This window comes from Streptomyces sp. NPDC000404 (assembly GCF_040300365.1).
GTDB lineage: Bacteria > Actinomycetota > Actinomycetes > Streptomycetales > Streptomycetaceae > Streptomyces > Streptomyces ramulosus.
In genome coordinates this window covers 168841-195839 of record NZ_JBEPDN010000016.1, presented here as the reverse complement: position 1 = coordinate 195839, position 26999 = coordinate 168841, and the positions used below count along the sequence as shown (strand labels likewise).

The 26999-nt window shown below is 73.6% G+C and carries 24 protein-coding genes; 15 read left to right on the top strand and 9 right to left on the bottom strand.

The window, feature by feature from the left end; genetic code table 11:
* The first annotated feature begins 17 nt into the window (after positions 1 to 17).
* Positions 18 to 2600: a helicase-associated domain-containing protein gene (locus tag ABT345_RS28595; protein WP_345079372.1), complete on the top strand. Its 2583-nt coding sequence runs from the start codon at positions 18 to 20 to the stop codon at positions 2598 to 2600.
* Between the two features lie 172 nt (positions 2601 to 2772).
* Here the strand turns inward: ABT345_RS28595 and ABT345_RS28590 are convergent, their stop codons facing one another.
* Positions 2773 to 2991: a hypothetical protein gene (locus ABT345_RS28590; RefSeq protein WP_345079369.1), complete on the bottom strand. Its 219-nt coding sequence runs from the start codon at positions 2989 to 2991 to the stop codon at positions 2773 to 2775.
* Positions 2992 to 3080: 89 nt separating this feature from the next.
* Here ABT345_RS28590 and ABT345_RS28585 point away from each other — a divergent pair, with 89 nt between their 5' ends.
* Positions 3081 to 3716: a TetR/AcrR family transcriptional regulator gene (locus ABT345_RS28585; RefSeq protein WP_345079366.1), complete on the top strand. Its 636-nt coding sequence runs from the start codon at positions 3081 to 3083 to the stop codon at positions 3714 to 3716.
* A 165-nt stretch (positions 3717 to 3881) separates the two neighbouring features.
* Complete coding sequence (locus ABT345_RS28580; RefSeq protein ID WP_345079363.1) at positions 3882 to 5534, top strand: DNA repair helicase XPB; 1653 nt, start codon at positions 3882 to 3884, stop codon at positions 5532 to 5534.
* Between the two features lie 24 nt (positions 5535 to 5558).
* On the opposite strand, the gene ABT345_RS28575 is transcribed toward ABT345_RS28580, so the two are convergent.
* Together ABT345_RS28575 and ABT345_RS28570 are read right to left on the bottom strand one after the other, a co-directional pair.
* Entirely contained in the window at positions 5559 to 6896 is a 1338-nt protein-coding gene (locus ABT345_RS28575; protein WP_345079360.1) for a glycosyltransferase 87 family protein, read from the bottom strand.
* A 181-nt stretch (positions 6897 to 7077) separates the two neighbouring features.
* Complete coding sequence (locus ABT345_RS28570; protein ID WP_345079357.1) at positions 7078 to 7314, bottom strand: hypothetical protein; 237 nt, start codon at positions 7312 to 7314, stop codon at positions 7078 to 7080.
* A 487-nt stretch (positions 7315 to 7801) separates the two neighbouring features.
* Between ABT345_RS28570 and ABT345_RS28565 the strand changes: the two genes are divergently transcribed.
* On the top strand, positions 7802 to 9931 hold the full coding sequence (locus ABT345_RS28565) for a HelD family protein (protein ID WP_345079354.1): 2130 nt from the start codon (positions 7802 to 7804) through the stop codon (positions 9929 to 9931).
* Between the two features lie 48 nt (positions 9932 to 9979).
* Here ABT345_RS28565 and ABT345_RS28560 read toward each other — a convergent pair whose 3' ends face one another.
* Complete coding sequence (locus tag ABT345_RS28560) at positions 9980 to 10687, bottom strand: copper homeostasis protein CutC (protein WP_345079352.1); 708 nt, start codon at positions 10685 to 10687, stop codon at positions 9980 to 9982.
* Positions 10688 to 11091: 404 nt separating this feature from the next.
* On the opposite strand from ABT345_RS28560, the gene ABT345_RS28555 reads away from it, so the two are divergent.
* The 6 genes from ABT345_RS28555 to ABT345_RS28530 all read left to right on the top strand — a co-directional run bounded on the left by ABT345_RS28555 (position 11092) and on the right by ABT345_RS28530 (position 17269).
* On the top strand, positions 11092 to 11553 hold the full coding sequence (locus ABT345_RS28555; RefSeq protein ID WP_345079349.1) for a hypothetical protein: 462 nt from the start codon (positions 11092 to 11094) through the stop codon (positions 11551 to 11553).
* Positions 11550 to 12410, top strand: coding sequence for a hypothetical protein (locus ABT345_RS28550; protein ID WP_345079346.1), 861 nt, complete (start codon positions 11550 to 11552; stop codon positions 12408 to 12410). Before ABT345_RS28555 ends, ABT345_RS28550 begins: the two co-directional genes overlap by 4 nt.
* 133 nt (positions 12411 to 12543) lie before the next feature.
* Complete coding sequence (locus ABT345_RS28545; RefSeq protein WP_345079343.1) at positions 12544 to 13410, top strand: transporter substrate-binding domain-containing protein; 867 nt, start codon at positions 12544 to 12546, stop codon at positions 13408 to 13410.
* A 46-nt stretch (positions 13411 to 13456) separates the two neighbouring features.
* Complete coding sequence (locus tag ABT345_RS28540; protein WP_345079340.1) at positions 13457 to 14125, top strand: HD domain-containing protein; 669 nt, start codon at positions 13457 to 13459, stop codon at positions 14123 to 14125.
* Between the two features lie 175 nt (positions 14126 to 14300).
* On the top strand, positions 14301 to 15887 hold the full coding sequence (locus tag ABT345_RS28535; RefSeq protein ID WP_345079337.1) for an eCIS core domain-containing protein: 1587 nt from the start codon (positions 14301 to 14303) through the stop codon (positions 15885 to 15887).
* 92 nt (positions 15888 to 15979) lie between these two features.
* On the top strand, positions 15980 to 17269 hold the full coding sequence (locus ABT345_RS28530; protein WP_345079334.1) for a Cmx/CmrA family chloramphenicol efflux MFS transporter: 1290 nt from the start codon (positions 15980 to 15982) through the stop codon (positions 17267 to 17269).
* Positions 17270 to 17451: 182 nt separating this feature from the next.
* On the opposite strand, the gene ABT345_RS28525 is transcribed toward ABT345_RS28530, so the two are convergent.
* Both ABT345_RS28525 and ABT345_RS28520 read right to left on the bottom strand, forming a co-directional pair.
* Positions 17452 to 17790: a DUF4031 domain-containing protein gene (locus ABT345_RS28525; protein ID WP_345079331.1), complete on the bottom strand. Its 339-nt coding sequence runs from the start codon at positions 17788 to 17790 to the stop codon at positions 17452 to 17454.
* A 1-nt stretch (position 17791) separates the two neighbouring features.
* Positions 17792 to 18154, bottom strand: coding sequence for a DUF8819 family protein (locus ABT345_RS28520; RefSeq protein ID WP_386459467.1), 363 nt, complete (start codon positions 18152 to 18154; stop codon positions 17792 to 17794).
* A gap of 131 nt (positions 18155 to 18285) precedes the next feature.
* On the opposite strand from ABT345_RS28520, the gene ABT345_RS28515 reads away from it, so the two are divergent.
* The 3 genes from ABT345_RS28515 to ABT345_RS28505 all read left to right on the top strand — a co-directional run bounded on the left by ABT345_RS28515 (position 18286) and on the right by ABT345_RS28505 (position 22376).
* Entirely contained in the window at positions 18286 to 19230 is a 945-nt protein-coding gene (locus tag ABT345_RS28515; RefSeq protein WP_345079325.1) for a MurR/RpiR family transcriptional regulator, read from the top strand.
* Positions 19231 to 19391: 161 nt separating this feature from the next.
* Positions 19392 to 20330 carry an N-acetylmuramic acid 6-phosphate etherase gene (gene murQ, locus ABT345_RS28510; protein ID WP_345079322.1) on the top strand — a complete coding sequence of 313 codons (939 nt, stop codon included), beginning with the start codon at positions 19392 to 19394 and terminating at the stop codon, positions 20328 to 20330.
* Positions 20331 to 20462: 132 nt separating this feature from the next.
* Entirely contained in the window at positions 20463 to 22376 is a 1914-nt protein-coding gene (locus ABT345_RS28505) for a PTS transporter subunit EIIC (protein ID WP_345079318.1), read from the top strand.
* 88 nt (positions 22377 to 22464) lie between these two features.
* Here the strand turns inward: ABT345_RS28505 and ABT345_RS28500 are convergent, their stop codons facing one another.
* From ABT345_RS28500 to ABT345_RS28490, 3 genes are all read right to left on the bottom strand, one after another.
* Positions 22465 to 23202 carry a phosphotransferase gene (locus ABT345_RS28500; protein ID WP_345079315.1) on the bottom strand — a complete coding sequence of 246 codons (738 nt, stop codon included), beginning with the start codon at positions 23200 to 23202 and terminating at the stop codon, positions 22465 to 22467.
* Positions 23203 to 23398: 196 nt separating this feature from the next.
* Positions 23399 to 23797: a DUF3592 domain-containing protein gene (locus ABT345_RS28495; protein ID WP_345079312.1), complete on the bottom strand. Its 399-nt coding sequence runs from the start codon at positions 23795 to 23797 to the stop codon at positions 23399 to 23401.
* 224 nt (positions 23798 to 24021) lie between these two features.
* Positions 24022 to 24960, bottom strand: a complete 939-nt coding sequence (locus ABT345_RS28490; protein WP_345079309.1) for an alpha/beta hydrolase — start codon at positions 24958 to 24960, stop codon at positions 24022 to 24024.
* A 154-nt stretch (positions 24961 to 25114) separates the two neighbouring features.
* Between ABT345_RS28490 and ABT345_RS28485 the strand changes: the two genes are divergently transcribed.
* Positions 25115 to 26146: a GlxA family transcriptional regulator gene (locus ABT345_RS28485; protein WP_345079306.1), complete on the top strand. Its 1032-nt coding sequence runs from the start codon at positions 25115 to 25117 to the stop codon at positions 26144 to 26146.
* A 416-nt stretch (positions 26147 to 26562) separates the two neighbouring features.
* Positions 26563 to 26943: an RICIN domain-containing protein gene (locus ABT345_RS28480; protein ID WP_345079303.1), complete on the top strand. Its 381-nt coding sequence runs from the start codon at positions 26563 to 26565 to the stop codon at positions 26941 to 26943.
* Positions 26944 to 26999 lie beyond the last annotated feature (56 nt).

The window sequence follows — 26999 nt, the reverse complement described above, 5'->3', positions numbered from 1 at the left end:
CGGCTAACGTAGGGCGGATGACGGATACGCCCCGCACTCTGGCCGAGGAGCTACGGACCCGCACCGACGGCGGGCTCGTCGACCTGCTGCGGGCCCGCCCGGACCTGCTCAACCCGGTACCGGGCGACGTCACCCAGCTCGCCACCCGGGCCGGGACCCGCGCCTCGGTGGTGCGGGCCGTGGAGCGCCTGGACCGGTTCGCGCTGCAGACCGCCGAGGCGCTTGCGGTGGCGCCCGACCCCTGCCCGTACGCCACGCTCGCCGCGCTGATGACCGGCGCCCCGGCGCCCGCCCCGGACGCCGCCCCGGGGACGGACGGCCCGAACGCGCCCTCCCTGGAAGCGGCGGTGCTGGCCGCGCTGCCCGGTGCCGTGGCGGCGCTGCGGGCGCAGGCCCTGGTGTGGGGGCCCGACGACCGGCTGCGGCTGGTGCGGACCGCCCGGGAGCTGCTGGCCCCGAGCGCGGCGCACCCGTCGCCGACCGGCCTCGGGCCGACCGTCGCGGAGGCCGCGGCCGGGATGTCTCCGGGGCGGCTCCAGGAGGTCATCGCCACCGCCGGGCTGCCGCCCACGCACGACCCGGTGACCGCCGTCGCCGCGCTGACCTCGCTGTTCACCGACGGCGAGCGGATGGCGGCGCTGCTGGACGAGGCGCCCGCCGAGTCCGTCGCCGTCCTCGACCGGCTGCTGTGGGGCCCGCCGTACGGCAGCGTCACCGAGCGGCCCGCGCCGCATCTGCGCTGGCTCCTGGACCGCGGGCTGCTGCTGCCCGCCGGCGCCCGCAACGTCGTCCTGCCCCGGGAGGCGGCGCTGCATCTGCGGGCGGGGCGCGCACACCGCAGCCCCGCGCCGGTGCCGCCCGCCCTCGCGCCGGTCACCGCGCGCGATCCACAGGCTGTGGACGCGGCCGCCGCCGGGCAGGCGTTCACGGCGCTGGCGACCGTCGAGGAGCTGCTGAAGGAGTGGGATCTGGGCGGTCCGGCGGTGCTGCGCGCCGGGGGCCTGAGCGTCCGCGACCTCAAGCGCACCGCGGCCGCCCTGGACACCACCGAGCAGACCGCCGCCTTCTGGCTGGAGCTGGCCCACGGGGCGGGCCTGATCGCCTCCGACGGCGAGGCCGACGAGCGGTACGCGCCGACGCCCGCCGCCGAGGAGTGGCGGCAGCTGCCCGACGCGCAGCGCTGGGCGGCGCTGGTCGCGGCCTGGCTGGACGCCACCCGCACCCCGGGCGTGGTCGGCACCGCGGACGCCAAGGGCCGGGCGGCCGCCGCCCTCGGCCCGCACCTGGACCGCTCCCCCGCCCCCGAGGTCCGCCGCCGCACCCTCGGCCTCCTCGCCGGGCTGCCGCCGGGCTCCGCCGTCCCCGAGGCGGCCGTTCTCGACCGCCTCCACTGGGAGCGCCCGCTGCGCGCCGCCGCCCCGGAGGCCGCACCCGCCGCACCCGGGGGCGCCACGACCGGAGGGGCCGTTTCCGCGCCCGGGGAGGACCTCCGCACCCGCCTCGCCCGGTGGACGCTGGCCGAGGCCGAACTGCTGGGCGTCACCGGGCGCGGCGCCCTCTCCGCCCACGGCCGCGCGCTCCTGGGGGACGCCGGGGCCGCCGGTTCCGGCGAGGCCGCGCCCCGCACCGCCCCGACGGCCGCCGCGACCCGGGAGGCCGCGGCCCGCGCCGGGGCGCTCCTCGCTCCCCTGCTGCCCGAACCGCTCGACCACGTCCTGCTCCAGGCCGACCTCACCGCCGTCGCGCCCGGCCCGCTGCACCGTCCGCTCGCCGAGACGCTGGGCGTCCTCGCCGAGATCGAGTCCAAGGGCGGCGCGACGGTCTACCGCTTCACGCCCGCCTCGGTGCGCCGCGCCCTGGACACCGGCCGCACCGCCGCCGAGCTGCAGGAATTCCTCACCGCCCACTCCCGGACGCCGGTCCCGCAGCCGCTCGCCTACCTGATCGACGACGTGGCCCGCCGGCACGGGCGGCTGCGGATCGGCGCCGCCTCCGCTTACGTCCGCTGCGACGACGACGCGCTGCTCGCCGAGATCCTCGCCGACCGCCGCGCCGCCCCGCTGCGGCTGCGCCGCCTCGCCCCGACGGTGCTCGCCGCGCAGACCGCCCCGGACCAGCTCCTGGAGGGCCTGCGGGCGATGGGCTACGCCCCCGCCGCCGAGTCCCCCGAGGGCGACGTCGTGATCGCCCGGCCGGACGCGTACCGCACGGGGCCGCGCAGCGCGCCCGTACCGGTGCCCGAGGGGCCGCCGGTCCCCGACGCGCCCCTCCTGGAGGCGGCGGTCCGCGCCATCCGGGCCGGCGATCTGGCCGCCACCGCCACCCGCAAACCGGTCTCCGCCACCGCCCCGGCCCCGGGTGCGCCGCCCCGCACCACCTCCGCCGAGACCCTCGCCACCATGCAGGCGGCCGTCCTGACCAACGCCGCCGTCTGGATCGGCTACGTCAACGCCGACGGCGCCGCCAGCCAGCGCGTCATCGCACCCGTGCGCGTCGAGGGCGGCTTCGTCACCGCCTACGACCACACCGCCGACGAGGTCCGCACCTACCCCCTGCACCGCATCACCGGCGTCGCCGATCTGGCGGACGACACGGTGTGAGCGCCCCCGGGCCCGGCCCTTACGGGACGGGCTCCCCTACGGGCCACGCTCCGGGGCCGGGCCGCCCCGTCCCCTAAGGGCCGCGCTCCCCTACGGGGCGAGGCTCGCCCGGGCCCGGCACCCGTCCCTTACGGGCAGCCCGCCCCCTACGGGCAGCGCCCCCGCCCCGCCTTCACCCTCGCCCTCCGCCCTGCCCCCGTCCGCCCGTCATCCGGCGGGTCGCGGCGCGCAGGGCCGCCCGGGCGGCGGGGTCCGCGTACCGGCGTGCCTGGTCGAGCCGGCCGCGCCGCTTCAGGACCAGCGCCACGGCGATGACCAGCAGCGCCACCACCACCAGCACGGCGGCTATCAGGCCGAACCTGATGAGCATGAAGTTGAGGTAGGTCTCCACGATCCCGTTCCCTCCGTCGTTTTTTATCGCGAGCGTGATAGAAAAAGAATTTATCATGACCGTGATAAAAAACGTGGTAAAAAGGGACCATGCCGAAGCTCGTGGACCGGGACGCCCGCCGCCGGGACGTCGTCGACGCCCTCTTCCGGGTCGTCGTCCGCGACGGCCTCCAGCGGGCCTCGCTGCGCGCCGTCGCCGATGAGGCCGCCCTCAACATCGGCTCCGTCCGCCACTACTTCGCCTCCCAGCAGGAGCTGATGCGGTTCGCGATGGAGTCGATGCTGGAGCGGGTCTCCGCTCGGCTGATGCGCCGGGTCGACGCGGTCGGCGGGGTGGCCGGCCACCCGCGGGCCGAGCAGTACCGCCTCGTCGCCGACCTCCTCGGCGAGCTGCTCCCCCTGGACGACCTGCGCCGCGCCGAGGTCACCGTCTTCCTCGACTTCACCGCGGCCGCCCGCACCGAACCGGCCTTCGCCGATCTCTCCCGCAAGGCCGCCACCGGCACCCGCGCCCTCATCCACCGCGCCTTGACCGGCCTCGCCGACGACGGCTCCCTCGGCCCCGGCCGCGACGTCCCCGCCGAGACCGAACGCCTCGCCGCCCTCATCGACGGCCTCGGCCTCACCGCCGTCCTCCACCCCGCCGTCGTCACCCCGGCCGTCTGCGCCGACACCCTCCGAACCCACCTGGCGGATCTGGCGGCCCCGGCACCGGCCGCCACCTGACCCGGCCGCCACCCGGAAAAACCCCACCGCGCACGGAGCCACCGCGGTCCGTCCCGGCGATGCGGCACACTGGACGTTTGGCCACCCGCCCGGCCGCGGGCGGTGGCCGGTGACCGGACGGCGACGGGGTCGGCCGGGCAGCACTCACGTAGGAAGGCGAGGCGCGTGAACGGACCTCTCATCGTCCAGAGCGACAAGACGCTGCTGCTGGAGGTGGACCACGAGGCGGCGGACGCCTGCCGGCGGGCCATCGCGCCGTTCGCGGAGCTGGAGCGGGCGCCCGAGCACATCCACACGTACCGGGTGACGCCGCTCGGACTGTGGAACGCGCGGGCGGCCGGGCACGACGCCGAGCAGGTCGTCGACGCGCTGGTGCAGTTCTCCCGCTATCCGGTGCCGCATGCGCTGCTCGTCGACATCGCCGAGACCATGTCGCGCTACGGGCGGCTGACGCTGGTCAAGCACCCCGCGCACGGGCTGGTGCTGACCAGCACCGACCGGCCGGTGCTGGAGGAGGTGCTGCGCTCGAAGAAGATCCAGCCGCTGGTCGGCGCGCGGCTGGACCCGGACAACGTCGTGGTGCACCCCTCCGAGCGCGGCCAGATCAAGCAGACGCTGCTGAAGCTCGGCTGGCCCGCCGAGGACCTCGCCGGTTACGTCGACGGCGAGGCCCACCCGATCGCGCTCGCCGAGGACGGCTGGGCGCTGCGGCCGTATCAGCAGCAGGCCGTCGAGGGCTTCTGGCACGGCGGCTCGGGCGTCGTCGTACTGCCCTGTGGCGCGGGAAAGACGCTGGTGGGGGCCGGTGCGATGGCGCAGGCGAAGGCCACCACGCTGATCTTGGTCACCAACACCGTCTCGGCCCGGCAGTGGAAGCACGAGCTGGTGAAGCGGACCACGCTGACCGAGGACGAGATCGGCGAGTACAGCGGGACGAAGAAGGAGATCCGGCCCGTCACCATCGCCACGTATCAGGTCCTGACGACGAAGCGGAAGGGCGTCTACCCGCACCTGGAGCTGTTCGACTCCCGGGACTGGGGCCTGATCGTCTACGACGAGGTGCATCTGCTGCCCGCGCCGGTCTTCAAGTTCACCGCCGATCTCCAGGCCCGGCGCCGCCTCGGGCTGACCGCGACGCTGGTGCGCGAGGACGGCCGGGAGTCGGACGTCTTCTCGCTGATCGGCCCGAAGCGGTTCGACGCGCCGTGGAAGGAGATCGAGGCGCAGGGGTACATCGCGCCCGCGGACTGCGTCGAGGTGCGGGTCAGCCTCTCCGACTCGGAGCGGCTGGCGTACGCGACGGCGGAGACCGAGGAGAAGTACCGCTTCTGCGCGACGACCGGCAGCAAGCAGCGGGTCACCGAGGCGCTGGTCCGGCGCCACCAGGGCGAGCAGACGCTGGTCATCGGGCAGTACATCGACCAGTTGGACGAGCTGGGCGCGCATCTGGACGCCCCGGTGATCAAGGGCGAGACGACCAACGCACAGCGCGAGAAGCTCTTCGACGCCTTCCGGGAGGGCGAGATCTCGGTGCTCGTCGTCTCCAAGGTGGCGAACTTCTCGATCGACCTGCCGGAGGCGACCGTCGCGATCCAGGTCTCCGGAACGTTCGGCTCCCGCCAGGAGGAGGCCCAGCGGCTGGGCCGGGTGCTGCGGCCGAAGGCGGACGGGCACGAGGCGCGCTTCTACTCCGTCGTCGCCCGCGACACCGTCGACCAGGACTTCGCCGCCCACCGCCAGCGCTTCCTGGCCGAGCAGGGCTATGCGTACCGGATCGTGGACGCGACCGAGCTGCTGTCGGCGGAGGAGGGCGCCTGAGCCCGGGGGCGGCGCCCCGCGGGCTCAGCCCGCGCCCTTCGCCGCCTCCTTGGCGCCGTCCGCCACGGCCGGGGCCGGGGCCGGTATCCGGACCGCCCCGGCGGTGGCGCTCCGCGGGCGCGGGATGCTGCCTCCCGAGGGCGCGCCCGGCGCCCCCGTGGCGGTGCGGCTGTGCCACGCCACCGCGGCCAGCAGGGCCAGGCCGAGCAGCGGATAGGGCGAGGTCAGAGGCTGTTCCCACCAGCTGAAGTGCAGATCGCGGTCGCCGGCGTGCGGGACGATCCACAGGGTGCGGGCGGTGAAGGCGACGGTGACGGCGGCGAGCAGCGCGCGGCGCCAGGGGACGCGGTAGGTGTGCGCGGCGAGCGCGATGAGCAGCGGGACGCACCAGACCCAGTGGTGGGACCAGCTGATCGGCGAGACGAGCAGCGCGGTGACGGCGGTGCACAGCACGCCCCAGAGGTCCGATCCGCGGCGCCGGTGGACGCGGTGGGCGGCCCACAGCCCGCCGACCGTGGTGAGCAGCGCGGCGACCGCCCAGACGGCGCCGGGCTCGGGGGTGTGCAGCACGCGGGCGAGCAGGCCCTGGAGCGCCTGGTTGTCGACGATCCAGACCTTGCCGACCCGGTCCGTCTCGAACATCCGCCGGGTCCAGAAGTCGACGCTGGCGTCCGGCAGCACCAGGAAGCCGAGCACGACCGAGCCGGCGAAGCCGGCCAGCGCGGTGCAGGCGGCCTTCACCCGGCCGGTGACGAGGAGATAGACCGCGAAGATCGCCGGGGTCAGCTTCACCCCGGCGGCGATGCCGACCGCGAGCCCCTTGAGGCGGGCGCCGTCCGGGCGGGCCAGATCCCACAGGACGAGGCAGGTCAGGGCGAGGTTGACCTGGCCGAAGATCAGGGTCTGGAAGACCGGCTCCAGCCAGATGCCGAGCGCCGTGGCGCCCAGGACGGCGGGCGCGGTGTAGGCGGAGCGGCGTACCCCGGCTGCCTTGCAGGAGAGCTGGATCAGCGCGGCGAGCAGTCCGGCGTTGGCGGTGAAGCAGGCGATCTTGAGGGTGGTGAGGGAGACCCAGGTGGTGGGGATGAAGAGCAGGGCCGCGAAGGGCGGATAGGTGGCCGGGAGGTTCCATTTGGTGGCGGTGAAGCCGTAGAGATCGCTGCCGGAGGCGGCGGCCTGTCCCTCGGCGCGGTAGACCTCTATGTCGGGCATCGGCAGCGGGTGGACGGTGTAGAGCACGCCCAGTCCGATGAGGGATGCCGCGAGCAGTGCCCCGGCGATGACCGTGCGGTGCGGGTGCGCGACGCTCTGCGCCCAGGTGCGCCGCCATGTCCACGTCCGCGTCCCGTCGGCGGCAGACACTCGTTCCCCTCCCCGTCGTCCTGCACGCTCTCAGCGGCGACGCTAACCGATCCGGGCCGACGGCCCGTAACCGTTTCCGGTCAACCAGATGTCCGGTGGGAATCGCGCCCGGACGCGCGGTGGCCAAGGCGGGCGGCGGCCCGCTGCCGGATGCCGGTGGCCGTGTCGGGGACGCGGCCGGTCAGGGCCGCGTCCCGGCGGCGTCGCGGGTGCGGGATGCGCGGCGGTCGGCTCCCTCCTCTCCGTACTCGCCCAGGAGGACGACGCTGAAGGCGGCCGAGGCGAAGACCTTCACGGCGCGCAGGGCGCTGCCGACCGGGTGGCGGCCGCTGTGGGCGGAGCCGAGGGCGGTGGCGCCCTTCATCGGGTGCAGGGATGCCGGGTGTCCGGCTGCTGGGGTGATCGTTGCGCTGCTCATGACTCCATCATGCTTTTCACGCGAATGCCGCACATCGGCCCATGGACCCATTCCCGGACCGACCGCCCTCTGACTGCGGTATCACCCCCACCCCCTACCGGAGATGTACGCGCCCCCTACGGGAGGGGGACGGCCCGGCGGCGGGCGCAGGTCGGCGGGAGTCGCCGCCGCGGATGCGGACGGGACGGACCGGCACGGCGGGCGGGGCCGTCCGGCCGGCTGCGGCGGCCGCGCCCCGGCCGCCCCGCGGAAAACGCGTTGGCGCCCCGCCCGGCCCCTGACTAGAATCGCGCGTCTCCCTGCCTCCCGTCGGCTTCCGTCGAGGAGCGCCGCCGACCGGACGGAAACCGGCCGGTCCTTCGCACCACGCCGATGACCGCCCCCGCCCCGTGCGTGCGGCGCCATCAGGCGTCCGTTCCGAACGACGGCCCGCCGCGCCCGCCTGGCGCGCGCCCGCCGCAGTGAGAGTCCACCGGAGGCAACGCCCGTGCCCGCGCACGCCCAGCACGTACCCGACCCGCACGCCCCGGCCGCCGGCGAGGGCGCCGATCCGCTCGGCAGCGAGCGGGATCATCTCGCCGCCTCCCGGGCCGCGCTGCGCGCGATGCGCGCCGACGCCGAGGCGCTGAACATCGCCGACGTCACCGCGAACTGGGTCAACGCCGAGGTCCTCCAGGGCGAGATCGACGCCCGGATCAAGGCGCTCGCCGACCTCGCCCACACCCCGCTGTTCTTCGGCCGCCTCGACTACCTGCACGCGCCGGGCCTCGACCCGTCCGAGGGCGGCGCGGGCGGCCACGGCGGCGAGAACTTCTACATCGGGCGGCGCCACGTCCACGACGCGCACGGCGACCCGATGGTCATCGACTGGCGCGCGCCGGTCTCCCAGCCGTTCTACCGGGCGTCCAAGAAGGACCCGATGGACCTGCGGATGCGCCGCAGGTTCGGCTACACCGGCGGCGAGCTGACCGCGTACGAGGACGAGCACCTGAGCGATCCGGCGGAGGCGGAGCGGACGAGCGCGCTGCTCCAGGCGGAGATCGAGCGGCCGCGCGTCGGCCCGATGCGGGACATCGTCGCGACGATCCAGCCGGAGCAGGACGAGATCGTCCGCGCCGGCATCAGCGGTTCGGTGTGCGTCCAGGGGGCGCCGGGCACCGGGAAGACGGCGGTGGGCCTGCACCGGGTCGCGTATCTGCTCTACGCGCACCGGGAGCGGCTGGCCCGCTCGGGCACCCTCGTCATCGGGCCGAACGACTCGTTCCTGCGCTACATCGAGCAGGTCCTGCCGGCCCTGGGTGAGCTGGAGGTCAAGCAGGCGACCGTCGACTCGCTGGTGGGCCATGTGGAGGTGCGCGCCAAGGACGACGCGGCGGCCGCGTCGGTCAAGGGAGACGCGCGGATGGCCGAGGTGCTGCGGCGGGCGGTGCGCTCGCACATCACGCCGCCCGAGGAGGCGTGCGTGGTGGTGCGCGGCTCGCGGCGCTGGCGGATCCCGGCGTACGAACTCCAGGAGATCGTCGAGGAGTTGCGGGAGCGCGACATCCGCTACGGCGCGGCGCGCGAGGCGCTGCCGCAGCGGATCGCGCACGCCGTGCTGGTGCGGATGGAGCAGGCGGGCGAGGCGCCGGACGACCGCGTGCAGGACGCGGTGGCGCGCAACGCCGCGGTGAAGGCGACGGTCAAGGCGGTCTGGCCGCCGGTGGATCCGGCGAAGCTGGTGCTGCGGCTGCTGGGCGACGCGGAGTTCCTGGCCGCGCACGCCGAGGGGCTGCTGACGCCCGAGGAGCAGAAGGCGATCCTGTGGGCGAAGCCGGCGCGGAGCGTGAAGAGCGCCAAGTGGTCGTCGGCGGACGCGGTGTTGATCGACGAGGCGATGGACCTGGTGGCACGGACGCCGTCGCTGGGCCATGTGGTGCTGGACGAGGCGCAGGACCTGTCGCCGATGCAGTACCGCGCGGTCGGGCGGCGCTGCACGACGGGTTCGGTGACGGTCCTCGGGGACATCGCCCAGGGCACCACGCCGTGGGCGACCGACACCTGGGAGGAGGCGCTCGGCCACATGGGCAAGCCGGGTTCGGTGGTCGAGGAGCTGACGCAGGGCTTCCGGGTGCCGCGGGAGGTCATCGCGTACGCGTCCCGGCTGCTGCCGGCCATCGCGCCGGAGCTGCGGGAGGCCACGTCGATCCGTGAGGCGGCGGGCGATTTCGAGATCCGCACGGTGTGCCCGGAGGCGCTCGACGCCTCGGTGCTGGCCGCGTGCCACGACGCGCTGGGCAAGGAGGGGTCGATCGGCCTGATCGCGGCGGACGCCCGGGTGCCCGTGCTGCGCGCCGCCCTGGAGGAGGCCGGGGTGACCTGCCTCGCACCGGGCGAGGAGACGTCCGCCCAGGCGCGGTTGACGCTGGTCCCGGCGACGCTCGCCAAGGGTCTGGAGTACGACTACGTGGTGCTGGACGAGCCCGCCGCGATCGTCGACGGCGAGCCGGACGAGCGCACCGGTCTGCGCCGTCTCTACGTCTGCCTGACCCGTCCGGTGTCCGGGCTGACCGTCGTCCACGCGGCGGAGCTGCCGGAGCAGTTGGCGGACGGCGGCGAGGTCACGCGGGTCGGCTGAGGCCGGGTTTCCCGGGGCGCGGCGGATGCGGCGCGCGCCCCGGGCCGGTCACCCCTCCGCGCCGTCCAGGGCGGTGCGCCAGCGCCGTACGGCCGCCGCGTCGGCGGGGGCGGACCAGCCGGACGGGCGGGCGGCGCCGCCGATGTGGAAGGCGTCGACACCCGCCGCGCGCAGGGTGGGCAGGTGCTCCAGGGTGAGGCCGCCGCCCACCAGGACCTGCGGGGCAAAGCCGTGCTCCCCGGCCGTGGTGCGGGCGCGTTCGGCGAGGAGGGTGGGCAGCCCGTCGGCGACGCCGGTGGCGGCTCCGGCGGTGAGGAAGGTGTCCGGGCCGGCGGGGAGCGCGGCGAGTTCGGTGCGCAGCTTGTCGCGGTCGGCGGCGTGGTCGAGGGCGCGGTGGAAGGTCCAGCGGCAGCCGTCGATCACCTCGGTGAGCGCCCGTACGGCGGCGAGGTCGAGGTGGCCGTCGGGGGTGAGGAAGCCGAGGACGAATTCGTCGGCGCCCTCCGCCCGCAGCGCGGCGGCATCCGCGCGGAGGGCGTCGAGGTCGCCCGCGGCGAAGCCGCCGCGGTGGCGGAGCATCACCCGCAGGGGGATGTCGACGGCGGCACGGATCGCGGCGAAGACGGCGCGGGGCGGGGTGAGCCCGTCGGCTGCCATGTCGGTGACGAGTTCGAGGCGGTCGGCCCCGCCGGTCTGCGCCGCGACCGCGTCCTGCGGGTCGAGCGCGATCACCTCCAGCAGTGCGCGGTTACTCATGAGACCCCAATCGGTGGTGGGTGTGGCGGACGGGCGCCGTGCGGGTGGCGGCGCCCGGGAAGCCGCCGCGATAGGTCTAGTCCAATCACGGCCCAGCGTAAACGGTGCCCACCGCTCCACGGGGTTTTTACGGAACGGACACGGCCGGAAACGTTCCGTGTCCGCCCCGGCCCGGCGGGGCGCCGCCGCCTCCCGCCCCCGGTGAGCGCCGTCCCGCCCGGTGGACGGCCGCCCGTGCGGCCGCGCTTGTGGGCGGCGCGAATTACGCCCGGAGGCACCCGCTTCCGCCCGCCGCGGACCCGCGGGAAAAGAAGGCGTGAAACCCGGCGGAAATGGGTAACACGCCTTCCCGGTAAGGGCGTTGCGGCACGGTGCACGCGGCCCGCCGACGGGGGGAGAGGCACATGTCAGAACTGGCCACGGTGTCCGCCGAGATCGCTCCGTATCTCGCGATGGCGGCGAGCAGTCTCGGTACGTCCGTGCTGGTCGCGGCCCAGCAGCGGATCACGGAGCGCACGGTCGACGCCGGTGAGGGATTCTTCCGGCGGCTGCTGGGGCGCGAGGCCGACCCCATCGGGGGCGGCACCGAGCCCGTGCTCGACGTGGACCGCGCCACCGCGCTGGACGGCAGCCTGGCGCGGCTGGACGACGCCGAGCGGCGGGCGCTGGCGGAGGCCGTCGCCGCCTGGCTGTCCGGCCCGGTCACCGCGCGGGACGCCGCCGGCTTCCTCTCCCACCTGGCCCCGCACCTCTCCGGCACCACGATCAACTCCCCCACCGCGTACGGGGACCACTCCGCCGCGATCGGCGTGGTGAACGGCACCGTCCATCTGGGCGGTGGCACGGACACCGAGGCCGCCTCGTGAACCGCGGCAAACCGCCGCGCCGCTCGCACGGCGCGAGACGCCCGGGGAGCGCGGACGCCTCCCCCGATCCCACTGGCGAGGCCAACGAGACCCCCGGGGCTCCCGACGCCCCCGGGGCTCCCGGCACGCCCGAGGTCCACCACCACACCCTCCGGCACAACAACCCCGTCACCACCGGCCCGCACTCCATCGCCGCCAACGACATCAAGAACGTGATCATCCGCTGGGTGATGCACCCCAGTGCCCGCTGGCTGCCGCTGCTGCTGGCCTGCGCCGCCCTGGTGATCGCCCAGGCGACCGACCCGCACGGCCCGGCCGGGCAGTACGCGCTGAGCATCGCGCTCGCCGTCCTCGCCGTCGCCGCGGGGGCCGTACGGGTCCTGATCCGCAAGACGCCGAGCGTGGCGGCGGTGGGCGCGCTGTCGCTGGTCTCGGTGCTGGCCACGGTCGGCGGCTGGCTGGCGTTCCGGTACGCCGCCGCCCACGCCGACGTCGAGGTGACGGGCCAGGTGCAGCGGCACGGCAGCCTGCCGCTGACCAGCCGGGACAACACCGTCACCTTCACGCTGGGCCCGGACGCGCTGCGCGAGCCCCGTGACCGGCTGCGGCTGACCCTGACCGTGTCGGACGCGGACCCGAGCGCCCCGGCCTGCTCGTACCGCACCTCGGCGACCGCGTATCTGATGGATGGCGGCGCCCCCGTCCAGGAGCCGGTCCGCTCCGGGCGGCCCCTGGAGTTCGCCTTGACCTCCGGCGCCACGTCCGTACGGATCCAGGTGACGCTGGCGGAGAAGGATCCCGGGCGGAACTGCCGGACGGACATCCGGGCCGTCGCAGCCGTTCTGCACGACTCCTGACCCGGGAATTTCTTGTCGGTCTTCGCGGGTCACGGCCCCACGAGGACCGCCGCTCCGGTGGCCGCCCACCGCGTACGCCCGCACGGCCGCCGTCGCGCACCACCTGTCACACCACGCACAACGGGGAGATTCCATGACTTCAGCCGCACCGCGGCGCCGCGCCCTCGTCGGCGCCGCGCTGCTCACCCTGACCGCGTCCGCCTGTGCGGACGACCGGCCGCCGACCCTCTTCGACCAGCGGTCGGTGTCGGTCGGGGTGAAGAACGACCAGCCGGGCACCGGCGAGGAGGCCGCCTACAAGTTCGCCGGGTTCGACATCACCGTGGCCCGGCATCTGCTCGAAGAGGTCGGCGCCAAGCCGCACTTCAGCAGCGTGCCGTCGGAGAACCGCGGCCAGGCGATCACCGAGGGCGATCAGGACCTGGTCGCCGCGACGTTCTCGATCACCCCGTCGCGGATGAAGGACATCGACTTCATCGGCCCCTACGCGACCACGTCCCAGGGCGTGATGATCCGCAACAAGGACGCCGGCCGCATCAAGAAGCTGGAGGACCTCAAGGGCCGGGCCGTCTGCACCTGGAAGGGCACCACCTCGTTCGAGGAGATGAACCGGCAGGCCTACCGCGACATCAGCGTCTACCAGGTGGCCGACGCCTCCCGCTGCATAGACGACCTCCGGGCGGGCCGGGCCACGGCGGTCTCCACCGACCAGATCATCCTTTACGGCTTCACCCGCAAGTACCGCGAACTCCAAGTGGTGCCCGGCATCGTCGTCGGCTCCCCCAACGACTACGGCATCGCCATCGCGAAGAAGTACCGCGCGGACTGCCGCAAGCTCAGCGACAAGCTGCGCGACTACCTCAACGGCAGCGACTGGGACCGGGACTTCGCCCTCGCGCTGCCGAAGATCCCCGAGCGGGTGCAGAACTGGCAGACGGAGTTCAAGCCGTCCGCCGAATCCGTGGGCCAGCTGTCGTGCCGGGACGCGCCCGCCGCATGACCGGCCCCCGGGGCCGCCGGGCGGCCCGGCGCGCCACAATGGCGGCATGACTTCCGACTCCCCAGCGGAGCCCGGCGGCCCGGCGGCGGAACTGCGCCGCCGCTGGGCGGCGACCGTGGCCCGCACCCGAGGCGCGGCGGGCCCCGATCCGGCCCCGTACGCGGAGAATCTGCTGGCCCGTTGGGCGGAGCCGCAGCGCCGCTACCACACGGTCGCGCATCTGGCGGCCGTCCTGGAGCGGATCGACGAACTCGCCCCGTACGCCGCCGATCCCGGCACCGTCGAGCTGGCGGCGTGGTTCCACGACGCCGTCTACCGTCCGGACCGTTCGGAGAACGAGGAGCGCAGCGCGGCGCTCGCCGAACGCGCCCTGCCGGAGCTGGGGCTCGACGCCGGCCGTACGGCGCAGGTCGCGCGCCTGGTCCGGCTCACCGTCAGCCACGATCCGGAGCCCGGCGACCGCGACGGCGAGGTGCTGTGCGACGCCGATCTGGCGGTGCTCGCCGGGACGCCGGACGCCTACGCGGCGTATGCGGCGGCCGTCCGCGAGGAGTACGCGTTCGTGCCCGACCCGGACTTCACCGCGGGCCGCGCGGCGGTGCTGCGCCAACTCCTGGGCCTGCCCCGGCTGTTTCGCACCCCGCTGGGCCAGGAGCGCTGGGAGGGCGTGGCCCGGCACAACCTCGCGACGGAACTGGCGCTGCTGACCGGCTGAACTGCGGCGACGGTCCGGGCGCCGGGCCCGCGCGCACACCGCCGACCGCGGCCGATGTCCGGGCGGCGGCTGCGCGCTGCCCTCGGGGACGGCCCCCGCTGCCCTTTTGCCTCTGCCGCCGGGGCCGTGGGACCGGTAGGCAGGGAGGGTCGCGTTTTCTGCGGGAAGAGGACCCATGCGTGCCCAGGACGAAGCCGGACGACCGGAAGCCGCGAAGAGCCGCCGTGCACCGGCGCCGCGCACCGCTGCCGGACCGGTCACCGCCGCCGGCGCGCCGGCCCACCCCCTCCTCGCCCTCCAGCACAGCGCGGGCAACGCCGCCGTCGTCCAACTGCTGAGGCAGGCGGGGCCCGCGGGCGCGCAGGAACACCGGCACGGCGCCGGATGCGGCCACGACCAGGGCGTTCCCCAGGTGCAGCGGTCCCGCGTCCACGAGGTGCTGCGGTCCTCCGGGCGCCCGCTGGACGAGGCGGTCCGCGGGGACATGGAGGCGCGGCTCGGCGCCGACTTCTCCGATGTCCGCGTCCACGACGACGGCGCGGCCAGGGCGTCGGCGGCGGAGGTCGGCGCCCGCGCCTACACCTCCGGCAGCCATGTCGTCCTGGGGGCGGGCGGCGGCGATCCGCACACCCTCGCCCATGAGCTGACCCATGTGATCCAGCAGCGTCAGGGGCCGGTCGCCGGGACGGACCACGGGGACGGGCTGAAGGTCTCCGATCCGTCCGACCGCTTCGAACGGGAGGCGGAGGCCAACGCCACGCGGGCGATGCGCGGCCCGGCTCCGCAGGCTCCGGTGGCCGCGCAGCGGTCCGTGGCGGCGCCCGCGGGTCCGGCGGCGATCCAGCGGCGGGGCGAGAATCCGCACGCCAAATCCGCCGACCACCAGGGGTGGACCACGACGGCGCACCACATCGTGGCGCATTCCACGCTGACGGAGTCCCTGGACCGGCTGGGCGCCGCCGAACAACTCGATGTGCTCACCGCCGCGATCCCCAAGGAGCTCTCCAAGGAGATGCTGGCCAACCTCAAGATCGGGGTGCCGGAGGAGAAAAACACCCCGGAATACCTCAGGAATCTGCGGAAGCGGCTGGCCGACAAGTCCGTCCCGAACTCCGAAGAAGAATACGGAGTTCCCTTCGGGGACATTCGTCATTCCTTCTTCGAATGGCAGGCGGGAAACCAGTTCATCGGCCCCAACACCAGCATTCGCGCGGAGCCGACGGAGCGCGGCTCCGACATCGACACCGACGGAAAGTACCTCTCCCCGCTGATCGACAAGAAATTCAAGAACCTCACCGCCCTGGGCGAGAAGCTGAAGCAGCCCGGGATCAAGAACGGTGAAACCGTCAAGACGCTGAAGGAGATGCTGAACCTCACCAAGAATGTGGAGGTCACCGACTTCGACCCCGACCAGTGGGACGAGATCACCGACTGGAAGGAGGTGGAGAAGCAGGCCGCCGATCTGGATCGTGGGCATCTGGAAAAGTACACGTTCTTCAAGTTCACCGCCGAAGAGCTGAAGAAGAACGGATATCTCAAGCCCGCGGAATCCGGCGGCGGTTACGAGTACTACGGCACACCGGTGAAGAACGCCGCCGCCCTGGGCAAATACGTCTACATCCCGTACACGACGAATATGGTTCCGCCCCCGAAGGAGGGCAAGACGGCCGGGAAGCGTGAGACGCTCGCCGAATTCTGCAAGGCCAGGGCGACCACCTCCACCTTCCTCCCGAAGGGGCTGCCCAGGGCGAGGAAGCAGTAGGCACCACCCTCAACCACGCCGCATAACGGGACATAGCGCACGGCACTCACGGCCGGGGAATGCGGCGCCCGCGGGCACTGTTGGTGGCGGACATGCCTGTCCCCTCCGAACGCACCCGCATGCCCGCCGCTGTCTACGTACTGGGCCTCTCCGTGTTCGCTCTTGGCACGAGCGAATTCATGCTGTCCGGCATCCTCCAACCGCTCGCCCATGACCTGGGCGTCTCCATTCCGCAAGCGGGCCTGCTGGTCTCCGCGTTCGCGATCGGCATGGTGGTCGGCGCGCCCGTCCTCGCCGCCGCGACGCTGCGGCTGCCGCGCCGCACCACGCTCATAGCCCTGCTCGCCGTCTTCGCGCTGGGACAGGTGGCGGGCGCGCTGGCGCCGACCTACGGCGTGCTCTTCGTCTCGCGGGTGGTGAGCGCGCTGGCGTGTGCCGGGTTCTGGGCGGTCGGCGCCGCCGTGGCGGTCTCGCTGGTGCCGGTCACCGCACGGGCCAAGGCGATGGCGATCATGGTCGGCGGGCTGAGCATCGCCAACATCGCGGGCGTTCCGGCCGGCGCCCTGCTGGGGCAGCACGCGGGCTGGCGCTCGGCGTTCTGGGCGGTGGCCGTGCTGGCGGTGATCGGCCTGGTCGGCGTGGTCTTCGTGGTGCCCCGTACGGAGGTGCCGACGGGCGCGGAGCGGCCGCAGCTCCGCCGTGAGCTGGCCATTTACAAGGACAAGCAGGTCTGGCTCGCGCTGTCCGCCACGGCGCTGAACGCCGCCGCGGTCTTCTCGCTCTTCTCCTATCTCTCGCCGCTGCTCACCAAGACCGCCGGGCTGGCGGAGAGCTGGGTGCCGACGGTGCTGGCGCTGTTCGGCATCGGCGCGCTGATCGGCACGTACATCGGTGGCCGGGTCGCCGATGCGCATCTCTTCCCGACGCTGTTCGCCGGGATCTCCGCCTCGACGCTGGTGCTGGCCGTGCTGGCGCTGACGGCGCACAGCCCGGTCTTCGCCATCGGCCTCTCGCTGATGCTGGGCGTCACGGCGTTCACCACCGCCCCGGCGCTGAACGCCCGGATGTTCAACGTCGCGAACGCCGCGCCGACGCTGGCCGGCGCGACGACCACCGCGGCGTTCAACATCGGCAACACCCTCGGCCCCTGGCTCGGCGGCCTGGCCATCAGCGCGAAGTGGGGCTACGAGTCCACCGCATGGCTGGGCGCGGCGCTGGCCGCCGTGGCGGTCGCCCTCACCTTCGTCGCCTTCCGTCTGCACCGGGCGCCGCACCGCTCCCGCGTGGTCGCCGTCTCGGCGCCGAGCGAGGAGCCGGGCACGGAGCCGATCGCGGAGCCCGGCGTCGCGCTGGCGAAGGAAGGCGCGGCGACGGCTTCGTAGCACTGATCACCGCTCGGCTGATCACCGCTCGGCTGATCACCACTCGCGCGCCGCTGACAATCGGCGCACACCCCTGGCATCCGGCCGTGGGAACCGCCTCGCGCGGTTCCCACGGCCGTTCGCCATTCGCCCGCCTTGACCTGCTGCGCGATACGCCTCCGCGACAGGTCTACGCGATACGTCTACGCCCCCGGATCGCCGGGCAGGCTCGGGCCGATCGCGGGCCAGGTGACCGCGCCGGTGACGGGCCAGACGTCCGGTGGGCGGTGCTTGGGGCGGCGGAGACCGGCGGCGGTCAGCCGGCGGAGCAGCTCCTTGCTGCCGACCTCGACCGCCCCGGCGCGCACCGCGTCGTCGTAGCGCTCCCGGGGCAGGTCGTAGTGGTCGCGCTCGAACGCCTTCGGCGGGATGCCGATTCCGGACGCGAAGCCGTGCAGCTCCTCGAACGACACGTCACTGACGAGGTGCGACCACATGCGGCCGTGACCGGGCCAGATGGGCGGGTCGATGTAGAGCGTCACCTCAGTGCTCCGCGGGCGCGCCGAGCCTGCCGACGCGGGCCACCGCGACCGCCGTCTTGGGGCAGACCCAGTGCGGGTCGGGCCCCAACTCCGGCTCCACGTCGAGCGCGTGCGGATCGCCGGACTCCGTGCACACCGGGCACAGCGGCCAGCGGCCGTACCGCTCCAGCAGGGCGTCCTGGACGTCCTGGGCTATCAGCCCGGCGACGAACTCGGCGCCGGCCGGCCACTGCTCCACCCACCAGCGGCGATGGGCGACGGCGTCCTCGACGAGGGAGACGATGTCGGCGTCGGCGACGTCGTTCGCCACCAGGTCGGCGAGGACCAGCGCCCGCGCGGCGTGCAATGCCTGTTCCAGCTCCATGCCGTCCATTGTCGCGCGGACCGGTGACAGCCCGCTCCGTCGTCCACAGCCCCGCGGCGGGCCCGGCCGCGGTTGTCCACAGGCCGCGGCGAGGTATTGACGCACCCTGGCGTTGAAATTACTTTTCAGTCGTGAGCAGCAGCGTGAAGGAAACTTTCAGCGAGGTGGCCGTCCCGTCCCGGCCGGCTCCGACTCCGCCCGCCCCCGCGGCGCTGGCGGCCAAGGTCCGCACCCTCGGCCCGTCGATGACCCGCTCCATGCAGCGGGTCGCCGAGGCCGTCGCGGGCGATCCGGCCGGCTGCGCCGCCCTCACCGTCACCGGCCTGGCCGAGCGCACCCGCACCAGCGAGGCCACGGTCGTACGCACCTCCCGGCTGCTGGGCTATCCCGGCTACCGCGATCTGCGGCTCGCGCTCGCCGCGCTCGCCGCACAGCAGGCCGCGGGCGGCGCCCCCGCCGTCACGGCCGACATAGCGGTCGACGACTCCCTGGTCGACGTCGTGGCGAAGCTCGCGCAGGAGGAGCAGCAGTGTCTGGCCGACACCGCCGCCGGGCTGGACGTCACCCAGCTGGAGGCGGCCGTCGCCGCGCTCGCCTCGGCCCGACGTATCGATGTGTACGGCATCGGGGCGTCGAGCCTGGTCGGCCAGGACCTGGTGCAGAAGCTGCTGCGGATCGGCCTGATCGCGCACGCCCACGCCGATCCACATCTCGCGGTGACCAACGCGGTGCAGCTGCGGGCTGGTGACGTCGCCCTCGCCATCACCCATTCGGGCCGGACGACGGACGTCATAGAGCCGCTGCGGGTCGCCTTCGACCACGGCGCGACGACGATCGCGATCACCGGCCGCCCGGACAGCGAGATCGCCTCGTACGCCGATCACATCCTGACCACCTCCACGGCCCGCGAGAGCGAGCTGCGCCCGGCCGCGATGTCGTCGCGGACCAGCCAACTCCTCGTCGTGGACTGCCTGTTCATAGGCGTGGCGCAGCGCACGTACGACACCGCGGCGCCCGCCCTGTCCGCCTCCTACGAAGCGCTCGCCCACCGCCACTCCCCCCGCTCGCACCGCTGACCGCCCGGGCGCCGCCCCGCCCGGCGGCGCCCGCCCGGCCGTCACCGATCCGCCGGTCCCCTGCCGGCCCGCCGTCCCCCTCCGCGCCCGACCCCGCCGACCGCACCCGCACCACAGCACGTCGTACAGATCCGTCCGTACGAGCCGGAAAGAGCCGCCACATGACTTCGACAGCCGATCACGCACATCTGCGGGCCCAGCTGGACACGCTCACCACCGAGGCGTTCCGCCCCGAGCTGGCCGAGATCGACCGGCGATCCACCCTGGAGATCGCCCGGACGATGAACGACGAGGACGCGCGGGTCCCCGGTGCGGTGGCCACGCAGCTGCCGCGGATCGCCGCCGCCATCGATGCGCTCACCGCCCGGATGGCCGAAGGCGGCCGGTTGATCTACGCCGGCGCCGGGACGGCCGGCCGGCTGGGGGTGCTGGACGCCAGCGAGTGCCCGCCGACGTTCAACACCGACCCGTCCGAGGTGCTGGGGCTGATAGCCGGCGGCCCGACGGCGATGGTCACGGCGGTGGAGGGCGCGGAGGACAGCAAGACGCTGGCCGCCGCGGACCTGACGGCGCTGGGCCTGACCGAGCGGGACACCGTCGTCGGGATATCCGCCTCGGGCCGCACCCCGTACGCGGTCGGCGCGGTGGAGCACGCCCGGCGCGTCGGGGCGCTGACCGTCGGGCTGTCCTGCAACGCCGGTTCGGCGCTGGCCGCGGCGGCGGAGCACGGCATCGAGATCGTCGTCGGTCCGGAGCTGCTGACGGGCTCGACGCGCCTCAAGGCGGGCACCGCGCAGAAGCTGGTGCTCAACATGTTCTCGACGATCACGATGATCCGGCTCGGCAAGACCTACGGGAATCTGATGGTCGACGTCCGGGCGTCCAACGACAAGCTCCAGGCCCGCTCCAGGCGGATCGTGGCGCTCGCCACCGGCGCCTCCGACGCGGAGATAGAGACCGCGCTCGCGGCGGCGGACGGCGAGGTGAAGAACGCGATCCTGATCGTGCTCGGCCAGGTCGACGCCCCGTCGGCCGCCCGCCTCCTCGACGCGTCCCGCGGCCATCTCCGCGAGGCCCTGGAAGCGGCCCGCCCGGCCTGAGCCGGCATCGGCGACCCGTCCACCCCGATGTCTCGGGCGGACCCGCACCGTCGCGGCCTCCGCCCACCCGATTCATCCTGATACAGACCACTTCCGCCCTCCCCTCGTTATCCGCACAGCAAGGCTCCGCACATGTCCGAAGACAAGAACCGCGCCACCGCCGCCGCGATCCTCCCCCTCGTCGGCGGCGCCCGGAACATCACCTCCATCGCCCACTGCATGACCCGGCTGCGGCTGGGGATCCGGGACCGTTCGCTGGTCCGGGAGGAGGCGCTCAAGGCGCTGCCCGCGGTCCTGGGCGTGGTCGAGGACGACACGTACCAGATCGTGCTGGGCCCGGGGGCGGTCGCCCGCGTCACCCCGGAGTTCGAGCGGCTGGTGGACGAGGAACGCACCGCCGCCCCGGAGCCGGGACCTGCGCCGACGGCCGCCGAGGACGCCACCGCCCCGGCCGCCACCGGCGCGCCCGATGCCCCGGCCGCTCCCGCAGGCACCACGGAAGCCGCGGGCTCCCCCGGCGCCCTTGCCCCGGCCACTCCCGCCGGAGCCGCCCCCGCCGGAGCCGCCCCCGCCCCCACCGCCACGGACCTCGCCGCCCAGGGTGCCGCGCTCAAGGCGCGGCAGAAGGCGCGGAACGCCACGCCGTTCAAGCTGTTCCTGCGCCGGGTCGCGAACATCTTCGTGCCGCTGATCCCGGCGCTGATCGGCTGCGGCATCGTCGCCGGCATCAACGGGCTGCTGACCAACCTCGGCTGGCTGCCGTCCGTCGTCCCGGCGCTGGCGGCGGTGGCCTCCGGCTTCATGTCGTTGATCGCCGTGTTCGTCGGCTACAACACCGCGAAGGAGTTCGGCGGGACGCCGGTCCTGGGCGGGGCGGTCGCCGCGGTGATCGTCTTCCCCGGCATAGCGAACATCACGGCGTTCGGCCAGAAGCTCTCCCCCGGGCAGGGCGGCGTCCTCGGCGCGCTCGCCGCCGCGCTGCTCGCCGTCCAGGTGGAGAAGTGGTGCCGCCGCCATGTCCCTCAGGCGCTGGACATCCTCGTCACTCCGACGCTGACGGTGCTGCTCACGGGCCTGGTGACGATCTACGGTCTGATGTTCGTGGCGGGCGAGGTGGCAGACGGCATCGGCACGGCCGCCAACTGGCTGCTGGCGCACGGCGGGGCGCTCGCCGGCTTCGTCCTCGGCGGGCTCTTCCTGCCGCTGGTCATGCTCGGGCTGCACCAGGCGCTCATCCCGATCCACACCACACTGATCGAGCAGCAGGGGTACACGGTGCTGCTGCCGATCCTCGCGATGGCCGGCGCGGGTCAGGTCGGCGCCGCCGTCGCGGTCTATCTGCGGCTGCCGCGGAACACCTCGATCCGCCGGACCATCAAGTCCGCCCTCCCCGCCGGTTTCCTGGGCGTGGGCGAGCCGCTGATCTACGGCGTCTCGCTGCCGCTGGGCCGCCCGTTCATCACGGCATGCGTCGGCGGGGCGTTCGGCGGCGGCTTCATCGGACTGTGCAACCAACTCGGCGACGCGGTCGGCTCCACCGCCATCGGCCCGTCCGGCTGGGCCCTCTTCCCACTGGTCAAGGGCAACACCGGCCTCGGCACGACGCTCGCGGTCTACGGCATCGGCCTGCTCGTCGGCTACGTCACCGGCTTCCTGGCCACGTACTTCTTCGGCTTCAGCCACCAGATGCTCACGGAGCTGAACGCCACGCCGGAGGCTGCGGAAGCCACCGGGAGCAAGCCGTCCCCGGATGCCGCGCCGGAGGAGGCGGAAGCCGCGGGAAGCGGGCCGCTCGCGGACGCCACCCCGGAAGCAGCCGCCGGGAGCGAGCCGTCCCCGGATGCCGCGCCGGAAGCGGCGGAAGCCGCCAGCAGCCCCCCGTCCCCCGATGCCGCGCCGCACACCACGGAAGCTCCCGCGAGCACCCCCGCCCGGAAAGCCACCGGTGACGCCCCGGCCCACATAGCCAACGGCCTCGCCCCGGCGCCGGCGAGTGCACCGGCGAGTGCATCGGCAACTGCACCGGAGAAGTCCGCCGCCACCTGACGACACCCCGACCGCCCGAGCACACAGCGACTACCGGCACCGACACCGAGGCAGGCACCACACACGCCTCGCGACATGTGCTCCGCGGTCAACGCAAGGCGCGTTCCAAATCGACCTGGTGATCGGCGACCCACCGATACGCCTCCCGTACCTCCGTCACTGCCCCGGCATCGCGGAGGCGGACCATCGCGGGATTTCCGGAGTCCGCAGCGGCTTCGATGCCACGCCGGCATCTGTCCTGCCACCACAGGATCACGGAAACGAGATCACCCCGTCCGACCAGCCCGTAGCTGTCGGCGATCAGCCTCAACCGTCGCGCAGTTCCGGACGTGTCTGCGATGCCTGGTCCCAGTCCGAGAAATTGCCAACACACGTGGGCGACGTCATGAATGCGCTCACCCGGCGCAGCCAGGTCCCAGTCGACGAAGGCCACCGGGCGCAAGGCGCCGCCCACAGGTCGATAGACGGTGTTCTTGGGCGAGAGGTCGTTATGACAGACGACCTCGTGTGATCCGGCCAGTTCCGTGCCTGCCGTCACGTCGTGGAATTCCCGCACGAGCTGAGCGACCCGCACCAGACTTTCGTCGGAGTACACGGCCGACGGCTGCCGCGGTTCCCAGGCCACGTGCCCTTCGAGATAGGTGAGCACCTCGCGCCCCGACTCGTCGATGCCACGGTAACGCGGTGCACCGGTCCATCCACTGGCCTCGAAGGTCTTCAGCAAGTGGCCGATGAAACCGGTCCTGGCCGACGCGGGGCGGCGCACGGTGGACCCGACACGCACTACGTGATTGACCAATCCACCGGGCAAGGACGACTCGGTCACCGTTCCATCGTGCACGATCTCCACGGCACACTCAGCGCGTTACTCAACGTGTCCGAGCCACGGAAAGGGAGCCAGAACCTGGGTTGGCTCCTCCTCAACGCGGCCGGCTGAGGAACCCGAGCGCCGCCCCCCGATCGCCGGAGACCGGGGCTCGCCCCGATCTCCCGGCCACTCCTCGCCCCGATCTCCCGGCCGCTCACTGCCCCTTGGCGATCATCAAGACCGCCGCGCCCACGAACACGATGCTGCCCATCAGCGGGCCCAGGATGTTGCCGACCCGGTGCTTGCTGTCGTCGATCCGGGCGGTTTTCGGGGACCCGGGGACGTACCAGACCGGGATCCGGCCGCCCACGGGATAGCCCCTGACCCCGGACATGTGGGCGCTGAACTCGTGGGCGCGGCCCTGTGCGTCGACGAATCCGGCCACCAGGGTGGAGACCTCGCCGCCTCCTCTGCCGCCGCTGCGCACGTCGTGGCGGACCACCCAGCCCTCGACGTGGATCCCCCGGCGCCGGAGGCGGCTCTGGTTCACGGTTTCACGGATCAAGAAGCCGATCAGCACGAGACCGGCCAGCAGCGACAGCGCCGTCCACATGTCGCTTCCCCTTCCCCTGCGGTGCGCGGGTCTTCGGGCAACTCCTGCTCGCCAACGGGGACGTTCCGGCGAGCGCCCGCGGTTCCTGGCGCACCACGGCGCGAAGCGGCCAACGATCCGCGGAACGGCCCACGCAGCGGCCCGGGCCGGTGCCGTTCTGCCGGCGAAGGCGCGGGCCCAGGAGGCTCGGCATCCCCCGGCCGGAGACCCGCGGGGATGCCCTCTCAGGGGTGGAGGGCCCGGCGGAGAGCGCGTGTCTGGTCGGTGAGGTTGTGCTCGCTGATGCGGGCGTGGGGGAAGAGGAGGTCGAAGCCGTGGACGGCGCCGGGGACCTGGACGAGTTCGGTGGTGACGCCGGCGGCGGACAGGCGAGCGGCGTAGGCGCGGCCCTCGTCGCGCAGCGGGTCGATCTCGGCCACGGCGATGTAGGCGGGCGGCAGGCCGCCGAGGTCGGTGGCGTGGAGCGGGAAGGCGTACGGGTCGGTGTGGCTGTCCTGCGCGTAGTGCCGCACGGCCAGTTCCAGTGCGCCGCGGTTGAGCACCGGGGTGTCGGTGAGCTCCTGTGCCGAGGCGCTGGTGAGGCTGCCGTCCAGGCCGGGGTAGGTCAGGGACTGGAAGAGCAGGTGCGGGCCCCCCTGGTCGCGGGCGCGGAGCGCGGTGGAGGCGGCGATGTTCCCGCCGGCGCTGCCGCCGGCGACCGCGATGCGGGCGGGGTCTGCGCCGAGTTCGGCCGGGTTGCCGGCGATCCAGGTCAGGGCGGCGTAGGCGTCGTCGGCGGCGGCCGGGAAGGGGTGTTCGGGGGCGAGGCGGTAGTCGACGGAGACGACGACGGCGTGGATGTCGCGGGCGTAGCGCAGGGAGCGTGCCTCTTCGGACTCGGGGGATCCGTAGGTGAAGGCTCCGCCGTGCACGTAGAGGATCACCGGCAGGTCTTCGGTGGTGCGGGGGCGGTAGACGCGCAGCCGCAGTTGTCCCGCGGGGCCGGGAATGTGCAGATCCCGGACGGTGACCCGGCCGTCGACGGGGGTGTCGGGGAGTGCGCGCAGGAGTGCGTAGCGCTGGGGGTCGGCGAGGACGGCGGCCAGGCCGTGGACGGGGAAGATGCCGGTGTCGGCGGTGTCGAGCAGGCTCTGGATCTCGGGATCGACGACGGGGACGGTCATGGCGGGACGGCCACCTTCCAGGTGTTCGGCCGGGTGCTTCGCGGCCTGTGGTGCGGGACTGGTCTCAGTCTCCGCGGATCACGGGCGGCGCAGAAGTGGCCCGAGGGCCGCCCTGTACAACTATCAGGCCATGACCCTGTGCAACTATCGGGCCATGACTGTCGCGACACCGCATCATGTGGCCGTTCTCGCCCTCGCACCGGTGGTTGCCTTCGACCTGAGCATCCCGGCCCAGATGCTGTCCGCGGTCGAGACCCGCGCGGGCACCGCGGCCTACGAGGTGCGCACCCTCACCCCGGACGGCTCCCCGGTACCGACGGTGAACGGGTACGGCGTCACGCCCCAGGGCGACCTGTCCCTGCTGGAGGACGCCGACACGGTGATCGTCGCCGGAACCCGCTGCCCGGAAGTGCTGGAGGCCGGCGCGGTGGACGCGTCCGTCGCCGAGGCGCTGCGTCGTGCGGCGCGGCGCCGCGCCCGGGTGGTGTCCCTGTGCACCGGCTCGTTCGTCCTCGCGGCCGCCGGCCTGCTGGACGGCCGCCGGGCCGCGACCCACTGGCGCTACGCGCAGCGGTTCAGGCGGCTCTTCCCGGCGGTCGACCTCGACACCGGCCCGCTGTTCCTCGCCGATCGCGGGATTCTGACGTCGGCGGGCGGCGCGGCCGCCATCGACCTGTGCCTGCACATGATCCGGGAGGACCACGGCAGTTCCGTGGCGAACCGGGTGGCGCGGTACAACGTCGTCGCGCCGATGCGGGACGGCGGGCAGGCGCAGTACATCGAGCACCCGGTACGGGAGGACGCGGGCACCTCGACGGCCGGGGCGCGGGCGCTGATGGCGGAGCACCTGGACCGGCGGCTGTCGCTCAAGGACCTCGCGGCCCACTGCCACATGAGCGTACGGACCTTCACCAGGCGTTTCCGGCAGGAGACCGGGCTCTCCCCGGCCGCCTGGCTCGCCTCGGCCCGCTTGGCCCACGTACGCCATCTGCTGGAGTCGACCGAACTGCCGGTGGACGACATCGCCACGAGGGCCGGCCTGGGCAGCGGCACCAACCTGCGGCAGCACATGCGTACCGCCCTGGACACCACCCCGTCCGCCTACCGGAGGGCATTCCGCTCGGCCGCCCCGGCCTGCGCGCCATCCCTCCCCGAGGACCGGCAGGTCCGGCCCTCGGGCACCTGACGCGACGCGGCGCGGGTCGCTCCGGGAACACGGCGGCCCGTACGGGAAGTCGGCCGCGCCGGTGGCCTGTACGAGACGGGGAGGACGCGGGCGTCGGAGGCGGTGACCTCGGCCGGCCACCACCGGACCAGAACCTCCCGGACCCGCACCCCACACCGAGCCCGGCCCCACCCCCGAGCCCACGCGTCACGCACACGGGTGAACCCCATCCCCCCGAGGACTCAACGGAGCCCGGACCGGAAAGCTCGACGGCGTCATCCACGTCATCTCCGCCCGCAACGTTGGGAGTTCCATGCGCCGTCTCAGTGCTCTGCTCGCCGCTGCCGCCCTTCTCGCGCTGTCCGGTACGGGCCCAGGCCGGTGCCGTTCAGCCGACGAAGGCCAGGACCCAGGAAGCGAGGTATCTGATCGTCAATGTGAATCCCGCGGTCGGCAGGCTGGCCCTGGCGCCGTTCAGCGTGCCGAACAACCCGCCCGAGTACCCCATCGTCGGCTCGGGCTTCAGCAACCTCAAGGAAGAGTGGACGGTCAGGCCCGCCGGGCCCGGTAAGTACACGATCAACTCGACCACGCATCCGGATGCCGCGTGGTCCCGCCTGGAGGGTGGCATCGTCGCCTCCGAGGGCAGTTGGAGCCAGTTCGCCATCGAACCGGCAGGTGACGGGGCCTACGTCATCAAGTCGCCCAACACGGACGAGGTTGCGACGCTGAACTCGGCCCGCGGGGAACAGCTCCACACGGAGCGCTTCAAGGGGTCGCCCTCCCAGCTGTGGAAGTTCGAGCGCGTCGGCCAGTAGCCACGGCTGGCGACGTGAAGGGGGCGCGGACCCGGCATCCCGGTCCCGGATCCGCG